Below are 18,075 nucleotides of genomic sequence, written 5' to 3' on the forward strand. Positions count from 1 at the left end.
GACCGTCCTGAACGCATCGCACCCTTGCCAGCGGGCGCAACCTAGGAAACACTCTCGTCAAGGTTGAAGGGAGGCCGCCATGCTCGACATCAGCAATGCGAAAATCGCCCAGGTCATCATGCTGTCTCGCGAGGGCAAGATGGCCGAGGGGCAACTGCACGGGTTCATCGCCAATCTCAATGAAGACGAACAGGCCTCCCTCGTGGCGGTGATGTGGATCGGGCGGGAGGATTTCGATCCCGAGGATCTGGCCGAGGCCAAGCGGACCGCGCTCGCCGAAGCCTCTGCGCCCACGGAGGAATACCTTTCCAATCAACCGCTTCTGGCGGACTACCTGGAAAGCGGTCTCGATGCCCTGGGGGTCGATGTGACCGAGGCAGAGGCCGACGTCATGCGCCGATGACCCCGGCCCGGCAGCGTCCTGTCACATTATATGAACGGTCGTTCAAAAAAAAGAATTGACCTGCTGCGCCAAGCCATCACACTATTGTCGAGACTCGCCGGATAGAGCGGGCAAACCGGGGGTCCGGTCAGGGAGGACAATCGTATGGTGGATGCGGCGTCGGTGCGCCGGCTCGAGACGTTTCCGCAATTGCTCGCACGCAATGCGCAGAAATTCGGCGACAAGCCTGCCTATCGCGAAAAAGAGTTCGGCATCTGGCAAAGCTGGACCTGGGCAGAAACCCAGTCCGAGATCGAGGCGCTGGCCTACGGGTTGCTCGAAATGGGCCTGGCCGAGGGCGACCACGTCGCGCTGCTGGGGCCGAACCGGCCGCATCTCTACTGGACGATGGTGGCGGTGCAGATGTGCGGCGCCGTGCCCGTGCCGCTCTATCACGACAGTGTCGGCGAAGAGATCGCCTATGTGCTGGACCATTGCGGCGCGCGCTTCGTGGTCGCCCAGGACCAGGAGCAGGTCGACAAGGTGATCGAGGTCAAGGACCGCCTGCCCACGCTGGAGGAAGTGATCTATCTCGACCCGCGGGGGATGCGGAAATACGACCACACCCACCTGCGCCTCTTCTCCGACGTGCAAACCATCGGGCGCGGCGCCCATGCGGCGCTGGAGAAGGAAATGGCGGCCCGGCTGGCGCGCCAGGACGGTCAGACCACTTGCGTGATGCTCTATACCTCGGGGACGACCGGGCGGCCCAAGGGCGTGGTGCTGTCCAATGACAACATCATCCTGACCTCGAAGAACTCCGGCGAGTTCGATCACCTGCGCCAGGATGACGACATCCTCGCCTACCTGCCGCTGGCCTGGGTTGGGGATTTCATCTTTTCCGTGGGCCAGGCCTACTGGACCGGGTTCTGCGTGAACTGCCCCGAGAGCGCCGAGACCATGATGACGGACCTGCGCGAGATCGGGCCGACCTATTACTTCGCGCCGCCGCGGATCTTCGAGACCCCGCTGACCACGGTGATGATCCGGATGGAGGATGCGGGCCGGATCAAGAAATGGCTCTTCGACACCTTCATGGCCCATGCCCGCAAGGTGGGCCCCAAGATCCTCGATGGCGAGCCCGTGGGGGCGATGGACAAGCTGACATATGCCCTGGGCAATATCCTGGTCTACGGGCCGCTGAAGAACACGCTGGGGCTGAGCCGGGTGCGCGTGGGGTATACCGCGGGCGAGGCGATCGGGCCGGAAATCTTCGATTTCTATCGCTCGCTGGGGATCAACCTCAAACAGCTCTACGGCCAGACCGAGGCGTCGGTCTTCATCACCCAGCAGAAGGATCACGAGGTGCGCGCCGACACGGTGGGCACGCCGACGCCGGGGGTGGAGTTGAAGATCGCCGAGAATGGCGAGGTCTTCTATCGCTCCCCGGGGGTGTTCGTGCGGTATTACAAGAACGACGAGAGCACCGCCTCGACCAAGGATGCCGAGGGCTGGGTGGCCACGGGGGATGCGGGCTTCATCGAGCCGGAGACCGGGCATCTGCGGATCATCGACCGGGCCAAGGATGTGGGCAAGCTGGCCGATGGGCGGCTCTTCGCGCCGAAATACGTTGAAAACAAGCTGAAATTCTTTCCCAACATCCTGGAGGCCGTGGTCTTCGGCGCGGATCGGGAGATGTGCTGCGCCTTCATCAATATCGACCTGACGGCGGTGGGCAACTGGGCGGAGCGCAACAACATCGCCTATGCCTCCTACCAGGAACTGGCGGGGCATCCGCAGGTTCTGGACACCATTCAGAAACACATCGCCGAGGTGAACGAGAGCGTGGCGCAGGACGAGATGCTGTCGGGCTGCCAGGTGCACCGGTTCCTGGTGCTGCACAAGGAGCTGGACGCGGATGATGGCGAGCTGACCCGGACCCGCAAGGTGCGCCGCCGGATCATCGAGGAGAAATATGCCGACTTGGTCACCGCGCTCTATGACGGCTCGCCCCGGGTCTCGACGGAGACGGAAGTGACCTACGAGGATGGGCGCAAGGGGTCGATCAAGGCGACGCTGGAGATCCGCGACGTGCGCGTGGTCGCGGCCGCGCCCCAGGCGGTGGCGGCGGAATGATCGCGCGGCGCTCAGCTGACGCTGTCGCCCCGCCCGCCATCCCGCGGGGGCTGCGCCCATGACCTTGATCGGCGTGCTTTTTTTCGGGCTGGGCTTCGCGGCGTCCTACGTGATCGGGCGGCGGATCGGGAAGTATGGCGACATCGCCCAGGGGCTGTCGATCGCGCTGTGCGGCGTGGGCGGATTGCTGTTCGGGATGCCGGCGGTTCTGCATGACGGGCTGTTGCTGACGCTGGTGGTTCTGGGCGCGTACGGGATGATCGGGGCGTTGCTGTTTCGCGCCGGGCGCAGGGCACGAAAGGAGCAGACATGAACGACATGTCCCATGAGGGCTACACCACCGAGGACGGCCGCAAGATCGGCGGTGTCCTGATGGAGATGCGCAATATTACCCTGAAATTCGGAGGGGTTACGGCGATCAAGGACATCTCCTTCGACATCCGCGAGGGCGAGATCAGGGCGATCATCGGGCCGAACGGGGCGGGCAAGTCCTCGATGCTGAACGTGATCTCGGGGTTCTACGTGCCGCAGGAGGGGCAGGTGATGTTTCGCGGGGCGCCGCGGCCGAAGATGAAGCCGTATCAGGTGGCGCGGCAGGGGATCGCGCGGACGTTTCAGAACATCGCGCTGTTCGAGGGGATGTCGGTTCTGGACAACATCATGACCGGGCGTCTGACCCATATGAAATCGAACATGCTCGACCAGGCGATCTGGTGGGGGAAAGCCCAGAAAGAAGAGACGGAAAACCGGGAAAAAGTGGAGAAAATCATCGACTTCCTGGAGATCCAGAACATCCGCAAGACGCCCGTGGGACGCCTGCCTTACGGGCTGAAGAAGCGGGTGGAGCTGGCGCGCGCGCTGGCCGCGGAGCCCAAGCTGTTGCTGCTGGACGAGCCGATGGCGGGGATGAATGTCGAGGAAAAAGAGGATATGTCCCGCTATATCCTTGATACCAATGACGAATTCGGCACCACCATCGCCCTGATCGAACACGATATGGGGGTGGTGATGGACCTCAGCGACCGGGTCGTGGTGATGGATTACGGCAAGAAGATCGGGGACGGCACGCCGGACGAGGTGCGCAACAACCAGGACGTGATCGACGCCTATCTGGGGGTGGCCCATGACTGAAAAAAGGGCGTCTTTCGGCGGTCGGATCGGCGTCGGCAAAACGTCGGGCAAGTGTCGGGCAAGTGTATGCCTCGTAAAACTGTCAGGAATTTCGGGCCCGCCGCCGCGCGGCACGGCCCACGGCCTTGGGGAGGGGCGCGACCATGCCTGATCAACTGCTCTTCGCGATGGAGGTCACGCTCAACGGGCTGATGGCGGGGGTGATGTATGCGCTCGTGGCCCTGGGCTTCGTGCTGATCTTCAAGGCCTCCGGCATCTTCAACTATGCCCAGGGGGTCATGGCGCTTTTCGCGGCGATGACGCTGGTGGGGATCCAGAACGGGCAGGTGCCCTTCGCCCATCTGATCAACGCGATCTTCGGCACCAATATCCACTATTTCGGCTGGCAGGTGCCGGCGCTGCTGGCGATCCTGCTGACGGTTTTCGTGATGATCGGCTTCGCCTGGGCGGTGAACCGCTTCGTGCTGCGCCACCTGGTGAACCAGGAGCCGATCATCCTGTTCATGGCGACCATCGGGCTGGCCTATTTCCTGGAAGGGACCGCGGACCTGATGTGGGGCGCGGAGATCAAGAAGCTGGATGTGGGCCTGCCCCAGGGGCTCAACGAGGCCATCGACGAGACCACCTTCAACCTGTTCGGCTACGGGTTCTTCATCGACAACCTGGATATCTCGGCGGCGATCATCGCCACGGTGCTGGTCTCGGGGCTGGTGATCTTCTCGCAATACACAAAACAGGGCCGCGCCCTGCGCGCGGTGGCCGACGATCACCAGGCGGCCCTGTCGGTAGGCATCAGCCTGAATTTCATCTGGGTGCTGGTTTGGTCCATCGCGGGCTTCGTGGCGCTGGTCGCAGGCATCATGTGGGGCGCGAAATCGGGGGTGCAATTCTCGCTGTCGCTGATCGCGCTGAAGGCTTTGCCGGTGCTGATGCTGGGCGGGTTCACCTCGATCCCCGGGGCGATCGTCGGCGGGCTGATCATCGGGATGGGCGAGCAGCTTTTCGAGTTTCTGATCGGGCAGCCCTACCTGGGCGGGGCCACGCAGAACTGGTTCGCCTATGTGCTGGCCCTGGTGTTCCTCGTCTTCCGGCCCCAGGGGCTGTTCGGCGAGAAGATCATCGAGAGGGTCTAGCGGTGCCCGGATTCCCTCAGAACAGGTCGGTAAACCAGTCCCAGAACCAGATCACGGGCAGGCAGAGCGCCAGCACGATCATGATCGGCATGGCCAGGGTGAGCGGCACGAACATGAATACCGCCGCCGCGAGGCCACAGAGGATCACCAACGTGAGCATGAGGTTGGAAAACAGCCCCGCCAGCAGCACCGGGTTGCGCCCGCGGCTCGGTGCGGGGTCGGCCCCGTCCCGTGCGGCCCCGCGCAACAGCGCGTCCTTGGCTAGCGCCGCATCGGCCTCGGTCAGGGTGCCGGCGGCGCGGCGGGCTTCGATGTCTTCGAGTTCTCTGGCAAGTGTCATGGCGCCTCTCTGCGGTGGTGTGCGCGCCACTCTCGCAAGGGGATGTGGCGAAACTGCGACCGGCGCGCGGCCTGCGCGCCGGGCCTTGCCGCGGCGCAGAACCATCTGGGCCGGGCCAAGTATTTGCCGCACCGCGGATATTCAGGCTGCGAGATACATATTGACGCAGCCCGAAAATGCGCTTTGTTATGCAGCAGACATGCGCGCCCGACAGGGCTGCGGCCCCCGTTTGGAGACGACCGATGATGAAAAAGTTCTGGGCAATCGCCTGCGTGATTGCGTTCACCGCCTTCTGGATCTTCGGATTCCTGGCCCTGGCTGCGATGCTCGGGGAGCGGCCCTTCGACTGGACCAGCACCATCATCGCGATGGTCGGGCTGGGTCTCGGGACCTATGCGCGGATGCAGATCAACGCCATGACCCACGATATCAAGAAGGGGCTGCATGTGCGGCCGACGCAGGGCGAGGACCCCTACGCGGAGCAGGTACACTCCTGACCGCGCCCCGCCGGGCGGCACAGGCCCGCGCAGACATGACCATTCGCATCACCGCCCGTGGGGCCCGTCGGGGCCGCGCGGGCGTTCGTTTTTTCGCGGGGGGCTGCCCCGCGCCCATGGGGAGAGCACATCATGTTCTATCGTGAGGCCGGGGACTTCAAGACGTCCTATGTCGCGGACAGCCAGACCTTCCCCATCGCGTTCGACCGGATGCGGTACTACCTGGTTCTGGCCGTGGCGGTCGGGATCATTCCCTTCGTGATCAACGATTACTGGGCCAGTGCCGTGATGGTGCCCTTCCTGATCTGGGCGATCGCGGCGATCGGTCTGAACATCCTGACCGGCTATTGCGGGCAGGTGAGCCTCGGCACGGGCGGGTTCATGGCCGTGGGGGCTTATGCCTGCTACAAGCTGATGACGGCGTTTCCGGACCTCAACATCGCGATCTGCGTGCTGCTGGGCGGGGTGATCACCGCTGCCGTGGGCGTTTTGTTCGGCCTGCCGTCCCTGCGGATCAAGGGGTTCTACCTGGCGGTGGCGACCCTGGCGGCGCAGTTCTTTCTGGTGTGGCTCTTCAACAAGGTGCCGTGGTTCTACAACTACTCGGCCTCGGGGCAGATCAACGCGCCGGAGCGGACGATGTTCGGCTACGCGATCACCGGGCCGAACGCGGATGCGGCCCCCAAATACCTGTTCTGCCTTGCGTTCCTGTTTGTGCTCGCCTGGCTGGCACGGAACCTGACGCGCGGGACCATCGGGCGCAGCTGGATGGCGATCCGGGACATGGATATCGCCGCCGAGATCATCGGGGTGAACCCGCTGAAGGCCAAGCTGACGGCGTTCGCGGTCAGTTCGTTCTTCGTGGGCGTGGCGGGCGCGCTGTTTTTCAGCGTCTACCTGGGTGCGGTCGAGGTCGGCGAGGCCTTCGGGATCAACCAGTCCTTCCTGGTGCTGTTCATGATCATCATCGGGGGGCTCGGTTCGATCTTCGGCAGCCTTGCGGGGGCGGCCTTCATCGTGCTGCTGCCGGTGCTGTTGAAGAACGTGATGGTGGGTTCGCTGGGTTGGGACACGGCGATTGCGGCGCATTTCGAGTTCGTGGTGCTGGGCGGGCTGATCATCTTCTTTCTGATCGTGGAGCCGCATGGATTGGCGCGGCTCTGGCAGTTGGCGAAGGAAAAACTGCGGCTGTGGCCGTTCCCGCATTGAGCGGGCGAGACAAGACAACGAGACGCGAGAACCAATGGGAGGAAATCGCATGAAGAAGACCCTGACGAGCATGGCCGTGGCCGCCACGATGGTGGCCGCACCCGTGATGGCGGACCTGGTGTACCCGTCCCTGTCCTATCGGACCGGGCCCTATGCGGCGGGCGGCATCCCGTTCGCCGATGGCTACGCGGATTACTTCACCCTACTGAACGAGCGCGATGGCGGGATCGGTGGCGTGATGACCCGCGTTCTGGAATGCGAGACCGGCTACAACACCCAGAAGGGGGTGGAGTGCTATGAGAGCACCAAGGGCGAGGGCTCGCTGGTCTATCAGCCGCTGTCCACGGGCATCACCTATCAGCTGATCCCCAAGGCCACCGCCGATGGCATCCCGCTGCACACCATGGGCTACGGGCGGACCTCTGCGGCCAATGGCACGGTGTTCAGCCACGTGTTCAACTACCCGGCGAACTACTGGGATGCGGCCTCGGTGGCGGTGAACCACCTTCTAGGCGAGTACGAGTCGCTGGAGGGCAAGACCATCGCGCTGCTCTACCACAACTCCGCGTATGGCAAGGAGCCGATCCGGACCCTCGAAGAGCTGAGCGCCAAGCACGGGTTCGAGCTGACCACCATCGCGGTGGATCACCCGGGCCAGGAGCAGAAATCCCAGTGGTTGCAGATCCGCCGGGAGCGGCCCGATTACGTGGTGATGTGGGGCTGGGGCGTGATGAACCAGGTCGCGGTTCAGGAAGCCGCCAATATCCGCTTCCCGATGGAGAACTTCATCGGCAACTGGTGGGCCGGGTCCGAGAACGACGTGATCCCCGCGGGCATGGCCGCCGATGGCTACAAGTCGCTGGCGATGCACAGCGTGGGCGATGATTTCCCGATTTACGAGGACCTCAAGACCCATGTCTTCGACAAGGGCCTCGCGGCCGGCGCCGGGGACCAGCATGGCACGGTGCTCTACAATCGCGGGCTCTATGCGGCGATGCTCGCGGCCGAGGCCACCCGCAAGGCACAGGAGATCCACGGGGTCGCGGACATCACCCCGGCGATGATGCGCGACGGCATGGAGGCCCTGGAAATCACCGAGGCCCGCATGGCCGAACTGGGCATGCCCGATTTCGGCCCGGCCTTCTCGGTCAGCTGCGAGGATCACGGCGGCTCCGGCGCGGCCAAGATCCAGCAATGGGATGCCGACACCCAGACCTGGACCGTGATCTCCGACTGGATCGCCCCCGATGCCGAGGTGATCAACGCGCTCGTGACCGCCGACAGCGAGGCTTTCGCCGCCGAAAACAACATCGAGACGCGGTGTAACTGATACCGAAACCCCGGCCCGGGGCGCGTTGCTCCGGGCCGGGATCGTCGCAAGGGAGAGAGCCCATGCTCGATGCAGGCCGGACCGAGGAAACGCTCCTCGAGGTCAACAATATCGAAGTGATCTACAATCACGTGATCCTGGTGCTCAAGGGCGTCAGCCTGACCGTGCCCAAGGGCGGGATCACCGCGCTGCTGGGCGGCAATGGCGCGGGCAAGACCACGACGCTGAAATCGATCTCGAACCTGCTGCATTCGGAGCGCGGCGAGGTCACCAAGGGCACCATCAGCTACCGCGGCGACCGGGTGCAGGACCTCAGCCCGTCGGACATGGTCAAGCGCGGGGTCATCCAGGTGATGGAAGGCCGCCACTGCTTCGAGCATCTGACGGTGGAGGAAAACCTGCTGACCGGCGCCTATACGCGGCGCGACGGACGCGGGGCGATCGCCGATGACCTGGAACTGGTCTACACCTATTTCCCGCGCCTCAAGGAGCGCCGCAAATCCCAGGCGGGCTACACCTCCGGCGGGGAGCAGCAGATGTGCGCCATCGGCCGGGCGCTGATGTCGCGCCCCGAGACTATCCTGCTGGACGAGCCGTCCATGGGGCTGGCGCCGCAGCTGGTGGAAGAGATCTTCACCATCGTGAAGAACCTCAACGAACGCGAAGGCGTGTCCTTCCTTCTGGCAGAGCAGAACACCAATGTCGCCCTGCGCTTTGCCCATCACGGCTATATCCTCGAATCCGGCCGGGTGGTCATGGAAGGCCCGGCGGCCGAATTGCGCGAGAACCCGGACGTGAAGGAATTCTACCTCGGCATGTCCGACGAGGGGCGCAAGAGCTTCCGCGACGTGCGCTCCTACCGCCGCCGCAAACGCTGGCTGAGCTGACCCGCCGCCCTTTCTTTTGTGCGAAAATACTCCGGGGGAGGCGCTTCGCGCCGGGGGCAGCGCCCCCACCGCCCGAAGGGCGCAGAACCCGACAACGCGCCGGAGGCGCTCCGCTTGAGTGCCCTCCGCGCCCCTGAACGAACAGGCAGGACCGATATGAGCCCCTCCCCCTATGACGCCCTGGAAACCCGCGATGCCGCGCAGCGCGCCGCCGATCTCGCCCGCGACCTGCCGGTGCAGATCGCCCGGGCGCAGGCCCTGCCGGGCTATGCCGACAGCCTGGCCGGGGTCGATCCGGCGGCGATCACCTCGGCCGCGGCGCTGACGGCCCTGCCGGTGCTGCGCAAATCCGCCCTGACCGACGCGCAGACACCCGATACCCCGCTGGGCGGGTTCGCCGGGCCGGTCACCGGGTTCTCCCACGTGTTCCAGTCGCCGGGCCCGATCTACGAGCCCGGCGGGATTGACGGGGACTGGTTCCGGCTGGGCCGGTTCCTCCATGCGGCGGGGATCGGGCGGGGCGACCTGGTGCAGAACTGCTTCGGCTATCACCTGACCCCGGCGGGCATCATGTTCGAGAGCGGCGCGCGCGCGGTCGGCGCCACGGTGCTGCCCGCGGGCACGGGCCAGACCGAGTTGCAGGTGCAGGCGGCGGCCCATCTGGGCGCCACCGCCTATGCGGGCACGCCCGACTACCTGAAGGTCATCATCGACAAGGCCGACGAGATGGGCGTGACCCTGGGCTTTGCCAAGGCGGCGGTGTCCGGTGGGGCGCTCTTTCCCAGCTTGCGGCAGGCCTATGCGGAGCGGGGCATCACCTGCCTGCAGGCCTATGCCACCGCCGATCTGGGCAATATCGCCTACGAATCCCCCGCGATGGAGGGGCTGATCGTCGACGAGGGGGTGATCGTCGAGATCGTGCGCCCGGGCACCGGCGATCCGCTGCCCGAGGGGGAGGTGGGGGAGGTGGTCGTCACCTCGCTCAACCCCGCCTATCCGCTGATCCGTTTCGCCACCGGGGACATGTCGGCGGTGCTGCCGGGGCAGAGCCCGTGCGGGCGCACCAACCAGCGCATCAAGGGCTGGATGGGGCGCGCGGATCAGACCACCAAGATCAAGGGCATGTTCGTCCGCCCCGAGCAGGTCGCGGCGCTCGTCGCCGCCCATGGGGAGGTGACCCGCGCCCGCGTGGTGGCGGGTCGGGACGGAGAGATGGACACGATGCGCGTACTGATCGAGACCCCGGGCGGCGACGTGGCGGCCTATGCCGCCTCGGTCGCGACGCACCTGAAACTCAAGGGCGCGGTCGAGGTGGTCGCCCCCGGCAGCCTGCCCAATGACGGGCTAGTGATCGAGGACACCCGCAGCTACGACTGACGGGAAACTCGGCGGCGGGCCGGGCAGGCTCACGGTGCCTTAACGGAAAGCTGACACCTCGGGTTCTAGACCGGAGGCAAGACGCGCTGGCCATTCTGCCAGTGCCTTGCCGAAGGAAGCATTCATGGCCGAGTCCCGCCCCGTCGTCATTCTCGCGACCCAAGCCGATCTGGCAGCCCTGGAAGAGGATCTGCAGCGCGGGCGCCGCCGCAAGCTGGCGGGTTTCAGCGTTCAGGTGCCGGGGCTTGCCCCGCACGACACCCTCGCGGTTCAGCGCGCGCTGGACGGCGCGTATCTGAGCCGTGCGGGCGCGGAGACGATGGCGGCCGCGGTGCTGGGCGCCGGGGCGGCGTTGGCTTGGGGGCTGGGCCCCGCGGGTCTGGGCGGGTCTGCCGCGGCCGTGGCCTTGTGTCTTGGCGGTGTGCTCGGGGCGGCGGCGGGCCGTCGGCTCGGCCTCTGGGCGGCGCGGCGTCGGATCGCGGGGGCGGTGGCCCGGTTGCGGCGGCACTTCACGACCGCCGGTATCGCCCCGATGCCAGTGGCTGTGCCCGCGCCGGAGGTGGCGGGGCCGCGCTGTGCTCTGTCCTAGGGACGGTTTCGATACGTGTTGCGCCGCCTGAGGAATCTCCCCCCTCGGTACAGGGGCGGCGCAACCCGGCAGCCCGGCTTTTCGTGATGGTGGGGTCGGTGCTGCGTGCGCTCCCGGTGGCTCAGGCCCCGGGGGCGCGTTTTTTCTGGCGCAGGTAGTGGCGCAGGCTGTCCTGCTGGGCGGCGATGGCGGTGGGGGCCTTGAGATAGCTTTCGATGCTGAGCATGAGCGCGTCGCGGGGTCCGCCATCGCGCGACAGCACCTCCCATTCCATCGGGCTGAGCCAGGCGGCGAAGAACCAGTCCGGGCGCGGATCGGGCGCGTCGGTCTCGGCCAGCCGCAGGATCGGCCAGTTCAGCCGGGTCACCGGCAGCGGGAAGCCGAGGGTCTGGCGCACCAGGCGCAGGGCGGTGTCGGCGGGACTTTCGCCGTCGGTCCGGTCGAGCTGGGGCAGGGTCCAGACCGGGCCTCCGGCGTCGGGGCGCGCCTTTGGCGGCAGACAGGTGACCGCCACCTTGTCCGCGTGGAGTGCAGCGAGCGTCACCCCTTGGAAATCCGTGTTTCGGTTCTGTTGTGGCAAGAAGAATCCGTTTAACCTGTACCTGTCACTATCCCCGCTTAGACGGTGTTCGTCCAGATGCCCAGCTTGTGCCGAGATTGCCAGGAACGTGCGTTGCAAGGGGCGCGTTGCGCCCGTTGCGGCAGCCCCCGGATCGTGGCCCATGCGGAACTGGACACGCTCACCATAGCACATATGGATTGCGACGCGTTCTTTGCCAGCGTCGAGAAGCGGGACAATCCCGCGCTTGCGGACCGGCCGGTGATCATCGGCGGCGGGCGGCGCGGGGTGGTGTCGACCGCGTGCTACGTGGCGCGGATCAAGGGGGTGCGCTCGGCGATGCCGATGTTCAAGGCGCTGGCGCTCTGCCCGGATGCGGTGGTGATCAAGCCGCGCTTCGAGGCCTATGTGGAGGCGAGCCGGGCGATCCGGGCGATGATGGACGCGCTGACGCCGGATGTGGAGCCGCTGTCCCTGGACGAGGCGTTCATGGATCTGGGCGGGACCGCGCGGCTGCACGGGGCGCCGCCGGCGGTGATGCTGGCGCGACTGGTCAAGCGGATGGAGGACGAGCTGGGTCTGACCGGGTCGATCGGGTTGTCGCACAACAAGTTCCTCGCGAAGATCGCCTCGGATCTCGACAAGCCGCGGGGGTTCGCGGTGATCGGCAAGGCGGAAACGCTGGACTTCCTGGCGGACAAGCCGGTGCGGATGATCTGGGGTGTGGGGGCGGCGGGGCAGGCCGCGCTGGAGGCGGCGGGCATCCGCACCTTCACGGACCTTGCGCGCTGGGAGCAGACGGATCTCGTGGCGCGGTTCGGGTCCATGGGCCTGCGGCTGTGGCACCTGGCGCGGGGCGAGGATGCGCGGGCGGTCTCCGGGCGCAGCCCGGTCAAGAGCATCTCGAACGAGACCACGTTTTCCGAGGATACCGCCGATCCGGACCTTCTGGAGGGGCATGTCTGGCGCATGGCCGAGAAGGTGGCGGGGCGGGCCAAGGCCCAGGGGCTGGCGGGGCGGGTCGTGGTGCTGAAGCTGAAGAAGTCCGATCACGGGCTGATCACCCGGCGCCATGCCCTGCGCGATGCCACCCAGATCGCGGACCGGGTGTTCCGCGAGGCCATGGCCCTGTTTCGCGCGGTGCCCGACGGGCAGAGCTACCGGCTGCTGGGGGTGGGGCTGAGCGACCTGGTGCCGGAGGATGGCGGGGACCTGTCCGGCGATCTGCTGGACCCGGGCGCGGTGCGGCGCGCGCAGGCGGAGCGGGCGACGGATGCGATCCGGGCCCGGTTCGGCGAGACGGCGATCTTGAAGGGCCGCGCGCTGCGCTGAGCGGGCAAAAATCTTGCGTAAGATTTTTGACAAGGATTTTCGAAAATCCTTGGGCGCTGGCGGCGGAGGGCTGCGCGAGACGGGCGGCCGCTGTCCCAGGCCCCCTGGGGGCTTTTGCGCGTCGGGGGCCATCGGGGCCAAGGATTTTCGAAAATCCTTGGGCGCGCGGGATGCGGGGTCGGTGCGTTATTCCGCGGCGAGCGGCATCTGCGAGGCGCGTCCGAAATCGGCCACTTCGGAGATCACCTGCTCCATCAGCCGCTGGAAGGCGCGGAATTGCGGCCCGCGGGAGATCGTTTCCTCGTCCATGTAGAGGGCGCGGTCGATCTCGATCTGGACGACATGCTGGTTGCGCGAGGGTCGCCCGTAATGCTGGGCGATGAAGGCCCCGGCGAAGGGCGCGTTGCGCGCCACGCGCAGCCCCGCATTCTTGAAGGCCGCTTCCACCTGGTCGACTATATGGGCCGCGGAGGCCGCGCCGAACCGATCCCCCAGCACCACGTCCGGGCGGGCCTCGGAATGCTGGTGCAGCGCGTCGATCGCCTCGTGCGGCATGGAGTGGCAATCCACCAGAATCGCCTGCCCGAAGGCGTTGCGGGTCACGTCCAGCATGCGCCGGAGCTGGTCATGGTAGGGGTGCCAATAGGCATCGAGCCGGGCCTTGGCCTCGTTCAGGTGCATCTTGCCGCGGTAGATCGCGCGCCCGTTGGCCACCACCCGGGGCACCACGCCGAGCCCGGAGCTGATCCGCGGGTTGTGGGTCACCCGGCGCAGCCCGCTGACCACCGCCGGGTCGAGCTCGTCGGCATTGCGGTTCAGGTCGATATAGGCCCGGGGCGCCGTGGCCGCGATGGTCTGCGCGCCGTAGCGCGGGGCGCAGGCGATCAGCTCGTCCACGAAGGCGTCCTCGGAGGAGCGGATCGTCTGGGTATCCAGCACCGTGCTGCGCAGGAAATCCTTCGAGTAGGCCCGCCCGGAATGGGGCGAGGCGAAAATCACCGAGGTGGTGCAGGGCTGGGGCAGCCCGAGGGTATACGCGGTGTGCATCATCGCGCATATGATAGCGCGATTGTCGGGCGGGCCAAAAGCCCTTGAACACCTTTGCGACTCCTTTTATAGCACCCCAACCGAGCGGCGCCCGGCCCACCGGCTTGTGGGGTGCGGGGGTCGTGCGGAACCATCATCGGGCGGTTAGCTCAGCGGTAGAGCACTTCGTTGACATCGAAGGGGTCACTGGTTCGATCCCAGTACCGCCCACCATGCCGGTTCGCCTTCGGGCAGGCCATCCACCTTGGCGCAGTGCGCGCCGCGATCAGGAGAAGACCCATGAAGGTCAAGAATTCGCTCCGCTCGCTCAAGCAGCGCCACCGCGATTGTCGCGTCGTGCGCCGCAAGGGTCGGGTCTATGTCATCAACAAGACCCAGCGCCGGTTCAAGGCACGCCAGGGCTGAGCCCCGCCGCAGAACCAGCCATCGAGTGACGAAGCCGCCGCGGGACACCCGGCGGTTTTTGTCATTTGGCGGGGCGTGGTCGGGGGCGCCGCCCCCACGGCCCTGTCGGGCCGCCCCCCGGAGTATTTCGGCACAGATGAAGGGGGCGCGGGGGCTGGGCCAGTCCCGGGGACTCTGGTCGCGCCGTTCGGGGCGGAACGCGGGGGTCAGGCCGCGGCGCTCTCGGGCTCTTTCGCGCCGGTCATGAAGGCCACCGCGTCGGACATGTCGTGGTCTTTGGGGTCGATCACGCAGAGCCGTTTGCCCAGCCGGTGGATATGGATGCGGTCGGCCACTTCGAACACATGGGGCATGTTGTGGCTGATCAGCACGATCGGGATGCCGCGGGCGCGCACGTCGAGGATCAGCTCCAGCACCCGGCGGCTTTCCTTCACGCCCAGGGCCGCGGTCGGCTCGTCGAGGATGATCACCTTGGACCCGAAGGCCGCCGCCCGGGCCACGGCGACGCCCTGGCGCTGGCCGCCCGAGAGGGTTTCGACCGCCTGGTTGATGTTCTGGATGGTCATCAGGCCCAGCTCGCTCAACTTGTCGCGGGCGAATTTCTCCATCGCGGCGCGGTCGAGCTGGCGCAGCCATTTGCCCCGCCACCCGGGTTTGCGCAGCTCGCGCCCCATGAACATGTTGTCGGCGATGCTGAGTGCAGGGGACATGGCGAGTTGTTGGTAGACGGTTTCGATCCCGGCGGCGCGGGCGTCGAGCGGGCTTTGGAACCTGACCCGTTTGCCTTCGAGGAAGACCTCGCCCTCGTCGGGGATGACCGCGCCGGAGACCGCCTTGATCAGCGACGACTTGCCCGCCCCGTTATCGCCGATCACCGCGAGGATCTCGCCCGGGTAGAGCTCGAAGTCGCAATGATCGAGTGCGGTGACGCGGCCGTAGCGTTTGACCAGGTTGCGGCCGGCGAGGATCGGTTGTTGCGATGTGTCCGTCATACCGACACCTTTCGGATCCATTGGTCCACGGCCACGGCGGCGATGATGAGAAGCCCGATCAGCAGGAAGGTCCATTGGGCGTCCGCGCCCAGCAGGCGCAGCCCCAGGGTGAACACGCCGACGATCAGCGCCCCGAAGAACGCCCCCAGGATCGAGCCGCGCCCGCCGAAGAGCGAGATGCCCCCGATCACCACGGCGGTGATGCTTTCGATATTGGCCAGCTGGCCCGAGGTGGGCGAGACCGACCCGATCCGTCCGATCAGGGCCCAGCCCGCGAAGGCGCAGATCAGCCCCGACAGCATGTAGACCGAGATCAGGGTCCTGCTGACCTGGACGCCGGACAGCTCGGCCGCCTCCGGGTCGTCGCCGACGGCGTAGACATGGCGCCCCCAGGCGGTGTGCCTGAGCGCATAGGCCAGCACGATCACCAGCAGCACCATGAAGATCACGCCGTAGGTCAGGCGCGCGCCGCCGATCTCCAGCGTGGTGCCGAAGAATTGCAGCAGGGGCGCCTGGTCGCGGATGTCCTGGGAGCGGATGGTTTCGTTGCGGGAATAAAGGAAGTTGGCCGCCAGCACGATCTGCCACATGCCCAAGGTGACGATGAAGGGCGGCAGTTTGACCTTGGCCACGAGCCAGCCGTTGATGAAGCCAAGCAGGGTGCCGCAGAGCAGCCCGCAGGCGACCGCGACCTCGACCGGCAGCCCGTAGCGGAAGGTGAACTGGCCCATCACCACCGAGCTCATCACCATGATCGCCCCCACGCTCAGGTCGATCCCGGCGGTCAGGATCACCAGGCTCTGGGCGGCGGCGACGATGCCGACGATCTGCACCTGTTGCAGGATCAGGGTCAGCGCGAAGGGGGAGAAGAATTTCGAGCCCAGGAGCAGCCCGAACACCGCGATGGCCGCCACCAGCACGATCAGCGGCACCAGCGCCGGCGTCTGGTGCAGGGCGTGCTGGAACTTCCGCGTGAAGCCCTGGGGGCCATGGTCGAACTCGGCCACCGCGGCGGCGCTGTCCTTGAGGGCGGATTCGTAGTCCTGGCCTTGCGGGCGCGGTTCGGTCATGGGGTGTCTCCGGTTGGGTCGTCAGGGGACGGGCCGCGGCAGGTGCCGGGGCGACGGAGGGGGGTCGGACGGGTGCCCGGCCCCGGGAGTGTCAGGTCAGCCCCAGCATAGGTTCCGGCCCTCTTCGACCGAGATGCTCTCGACCCCGTCAGCGGGGGTGTCGGTCACCAGGGCCACGCCGGTGTCGAAGAAGTCCTTGCCCGGGGTGGGTGCGGGCTTCTCGCCGGTTTCGGCCCAGGTCTTGATCGCCTCGATCCCGAGCGAGGCCATCAGCAGCGGGTATTGCTGCGAGGTGGCGCCGATCACGCCGTCTGCCACGTTCTGCACGCCCGGGCAGCCGCCATCGACGGATACGATGAGCACGTCGTTCTCGCGCCCGATCGCCTTGAGCGCCTCGTAGGCCCCGGCGGCGGCAGGCTCGTTGATGGTATAGACCACGTTGACCATCGGATCGGCGGCGAGGATGTTCTCCATCGCGGCGCGGCCGCCCTCTTCGGAGCCTTGGGTGACGTCCTGGCCCACGATCCGCGGATCGGTCTCGTCGCCCCAGCGGTTGGGATCGCCGATGTCGATGCCGAAGCCCTCGAGGAAGCCCTGGTTGCGCAGAACGCCCACGGTGGGCTGCGACACCTGGATGTTGAGCATGGCGATCTTGGCATCGGCGGCGGCATCGCCCATCTGGGCGCGCGCCCATTGGCCGATCAGCAACCCGGCGACATAGTTGTCGGTGGCAAAGGTGGCATCCGCCGCATCCGCGGGGGTCAGCGGGGTGTCGAGTGCGATCACCACCAGCCCGGCATCGCGGGCCTGCTGCACGGCACCGGTGATAGACGAGGTATCGGACGCGGTGATCAGGATGCCCTTCGCGCCGTCGAGGATGCAGGTCTCGATCGCCTGTACCTGGGTTTCGTGGTCGCCATCGAACTTGCCCGCGAAGGTCTTCAACTCGACCCCGAGTTCCTCGGCCTTCGCGACCGCGCCCTCGCGCATCTTGACGAAGAACGGGTTGGTGTCGGTCTTGGTGATCAGGCAAGCCGAGGTGGTGTCGGCGAGCGCTGCCCCGGACATGGTGGCACAGGCCACGGCTGTGCCCAGCATCAGGTTTTTCATGTGGTGTCCCTCCCAGAACATGCGTGTGTGTCGCAATCGCGGCCCGCATCGCAGCGGGTCAGGAGCGAGGGAAACACAGCGGTGCCCGCGTTGTCAAACGGCGCTCATGGGCCAGAGGATTGAGTCCAAAGGATTTGTGCGATGCCGAGCACGCGCGCCGGACCCTGTGCCCCGGCGCCTCGGCGCGCGACGGGGCGGCAGGGGGTGACATGGCGCGTCTGGCCCCCAGGTTGGGTGAGGGTGGGTACCCTTTCCCCCGCAAAACAAGGTCGCTGAGGGTTTTCGGGGGTGCAGCATGTTTTTTGATCTTTTTGTGAAAAAACCCCTTGCGACTCGTGAACACTGGGCGTAGATACCCCTTCACCGGCGGCGCTGAGGCGCGGCTGGGACACACGGACTGCGGACTTCGGGATACGAAGCCAAGGGTCGGGTGGCTATCATGAGGCTGAAATGAGCGGGTGCGCCAAGGAAGTTTGGCGGTCTAGCTTTTTTTGTCGCCTGATAGGGCTCTTTGACATTGTAGTATATCTGAAGAGATATGCGGGCGGT

The 18,075-nt window shown here is 66.2% G+C and carries 19 protein-coding genes and 1 tRNA gene; 14 read left to right on the forward strand and 6 right to left on the reverse strand.

From position 1 onward, the window contains the following. The first annotated feature begins 79 nt into the window (after nt 1-79). The 5 genes from PVW48_RS19320 to PVW48_RS19340 all read left to right on the forward strand — a co-directional run bounded on the left by PVW48_RS19320 (nt 80) and on the right by PVW48_RS19340 (nt 4,782). Nucleotides 80-403 carry a DUF3775 domain-containing protein gene (locus tag PVW48_RS19320; RefSeq protein WP_012177051.1) on the forward strand — a complete coding sequence of 108 codons (324 nt, stop codon included), beginning with the start codon at nt 80-82 and terminating at the stop codon, nt 401-403. Nucleotides 404-547: 144 nt separating this feature from the next. Continuing rightward, nucleotides 548-2,518 carry an AMP-binding protein gene (locus PVW48_RS19325; protein ID WP_274582569.1) on the forward strand — a complete coding sequence of 657 codons (1,971 nt, stop codon included), beginning with the start codon at nt 548-550 and terminating at the stop codon, nt 2,516-2,518. A 58-nt stretch (nt 2,519-2,576) separates the two neighbouring features. After that, entirely contained in the window at nt 2,577-2,831 is a 255-nt protein-coding gene (locus PVW48_RS19330) for a hypothetical protein (protein ID WP_012177053.1), read from the forward strand. Next, nucleotides 2,828-3,649, forward strand: a complete 822-nt coding sequence (locus tag PVW48_RS19335) for an ABC transporter ATP-binding protein (protein ID WP_012177054.1) — start codon at nt 2,828-2,830, stop codon at nt 3,647-3,649. Before PVW48_RS19330 ends, PVW48_RS19335 begins: the two co-directional genes overlap by 4 nt. Before the next feature lie 143 nt (nt 3,650-3,792). Beyond that, nucleotides 3,793-4,782 (forward strand): branched-chain amino acid ABC transporter permease, encoded by a 990-nt coding sequence (locus PVW48_RS19340; protein ID WP_012177055.1) that lies wholly within the window; start codon nt 3,793-3,795, stop codon nt 4,780-4,782. 16 nt (nt 4,783-4,798) lie between these two features. Here the strand turns inward: PVW48_RS19340 and PVW48_RS19345 are convergent, their stop codons facing one another. Then, nucleotides 4,799-5,122 carry a hypothetical protein gene (locus PVW48_RS19345; RefSeq protein ID WP_274582572.1) on the reverse strand — a complete coding sequence of 108 codons (324 nt, stop codon included), beginning with the start codon at nt 5,120-5,122 and terminating at the stop codon, nt 4,799-4,801. Nucleotides 5,123-5,364: 242 nt separating this feature from the next. Here PVW48_RS19345 and PVW48_RS19350 point away from each other — a divergent pair, with 242 nt between their 5' ends. From PVW48_RS19350 to PVW48_RS19375, 6 genes are all read left to right on the forward strand, one after another. Further along, nucleotides 5,365-5,619 (forward strand): hypothetical protein, encoded by a 255-nt coding sequence (locus PVW48_RS19350; RefSeq protein ID WP_012177057.1) that lies wholly within the window; start codon nt 5,365-5,367, stop codon nt 5,617-5,619. A gap of 132 nt (nt 5,620-5,751) precedes the next feature. After that, nucleotides 5,752-6,828: a branched-chain amino acid ABC transporter permease gene (locus PVW48_RS19355; RefSeq protein ID WP_012177058.1), complete on the forward strand. Its 1,077-nt coding sequence runs from the start codon at nt 5,752-5,754 to the stop codon at nt 6,826-6,828. A 49-nt stretch (nt 6,829-6,877) separates the two neighbouring features. After that, nucleotides 6,878-8,158 (forward strand): ABC transporter substrate-binding protein, encoded by a 1,281-nt coding sequence (locus PVW48_RS19360; RefSeq protein ID WP_012177059.1) that lies wholly within the window; start codon nt 6,878-6,880, stop codon nt 8,156-8,158. Between the two features lie 62 nt (nt 8,159-8,220). Continuing rightward, entirely contained in the window at nt 8,221-9,045 is an 825-nt protein-coding gene (locus PVW48_RS19365; protein WP_274582573.1) for an ABC transporter ATP-binding protein, read from the forward strand. A gap of 156 nt (nt 9,046-9,201) precedes the next feature. After that, nucleotides 9,202-10,422, forward strand: a complete 1,221-nt coding sequence (locus PVW48_RS19370) for a phenylacetate--CoA ligase family protein (RefSeq protein WP_274582574.1) — start codon at nt 9,202-9,204, stop codon at nt 10,420-10,422. A gap of 124 nt (nt 10,423-10,546) precedes the next feature. Beyond that, entirely contained in the window at nt 10,547-11,011 is a 465-nt protein-coding gene (locus tag PVW48_RS19375) for a hypothetical protein (RefSeq protein ID WP_274582575.1), read from the forward strand. A 121-nt stretch (nt 11,012-11,132) separates the two neighbouring features. Here PVW48_RS19375 and PVW48_RS19380 read toward each other — a convergent pair whose 3' ends face one another. After that, nucleotides 11,133-11,555, reverse strand: coding sequence for a hypothetical protein (locus PVW48_RS19380; protein WP_274582576.1), 423 nt, complete (start codon nt 11,553-11,555; stop codon nt 11,133-11,135). Nucleotides 11,556-11,648: 93 nt separating this feature from the next. Here PVW48_RS19380 and PVW48_RS19385 point away from each other — a divergent pair, with 93 nt between their 5' ends. Continuing rightward, nucleotides 11,649-12,902, forward strand: coding sequence for a DNA polymerase IV (locus PVW48_RS19385; RefSeq protein WP_274582577.1), 1,254 nt, complete (start codon nt 11,649-11,651; stop codon nt 12,900-12,902). Nucleotides 12,903-13,088: 186 nt separating this feature from the next. On the opposite strand, the gene PVW48_RS19390 is transcribed toward PVW48_RS19385, so the two are convergent. Then, on the reverse strand, nt 13,089-13,952 hold the full coding sequence (locus tag PVW48_RS19390; protein WP_012177065.1) for an N-formylglutamate amidohydrolase: 864 nt from the start codon (nt 13,950-13,952) through the stop codon (nt 13,089-13,091). Between the two features lie 135 nt (nt 13,953-14,087). On the opposite strand from PVW48_RS19390, the gene PVW48_RS19395 reads away from it, so the two are divergent. Together PVW48_RS19395 and ykgO are read left to right on the forward strand one after the other, a co-directional pair. After that, nucleotides 14,088-14,162, forward strand: a tRNA-Val gene (locus PVW48_RS19395). Nucleotides 14,163-14,228: 66 nt separating this feature from the next. Continuing rightward, nucleotides 14,229-14,354, forward strand: a complete 126-nt coding sequence (gene ykgO, locus PVW48_RS19400; RefSeq protein WP_012177066.1) for a type B 50S ribosomal protein L36 — start codon at nt 14,229-14,231, stop codon at nt 14,352-14,354. A gap of 206 nt (nt 14,355-14,560) precedes the next feature. Here the strand turns inward: ykgO and PVW48_RS19405 are convergent, their stop codons facing one another. The 3 genes from PVW48_RS19405 to PVW48_RS19415 all read right to left on the reverse strand — a co-directional run bounded on the left by PVW48_RS19405 (nt 14,561) and on the right by PVW48_RS19415 (nt 17,526). Continuing rightward, nucleotides 14,561-15,346 carry an ATP-binding cassette domain-containing protein gene (locus PVW48_RS19405; protein ID WP_012177067.1) on the reverse strand — a complete coding sequence of 262 codons (786 nt, stop codon included), beginning with the start codon at nt 15,344-15,346 and terminating at the stop codon, nt 14,561-14,563. Further along, a complete protein-coding gene (locus tag PVW48_RS19410) occupies nt 15,343-16,416 on the reverse strand; it encodes an ABC transporter permease (protein ID WP_012177068.1) in 1,074 nt (357 codons plus the stop codon). Before PVW48_RS19410 ends, PVW48_RS19405 begins: the two co-directional genes overlap by 4 nt. A gap of 96 nt (nt 16,417-16,512) precedes the next feature. Then, the gene (locus PVW48_RS19415; RefSeq protein WP_274582597.1) at nt 16,513-17,526 is read right to left on the reverse strand and encodes a sugar ABC transporter substrate-binding protein; all 1,014 of its coding nucleotides are present in this window, start codon (nt 17,524-17,526) and stop codon (nt 16,513-16,515) included. Nucleotides 17,527-18,075 lie beyond the last annotated feature (549 nt).

The organism is Dinoroseobacter sp. PD6, assembly GCF_028807315.1.
GTDB lineage: Bacteria > Pseudomonadota > Alphaproteobacteria > Rhodobacterales > Rhodobacteraceae > Dinoroseobacter > Dinoroseobacter shibae.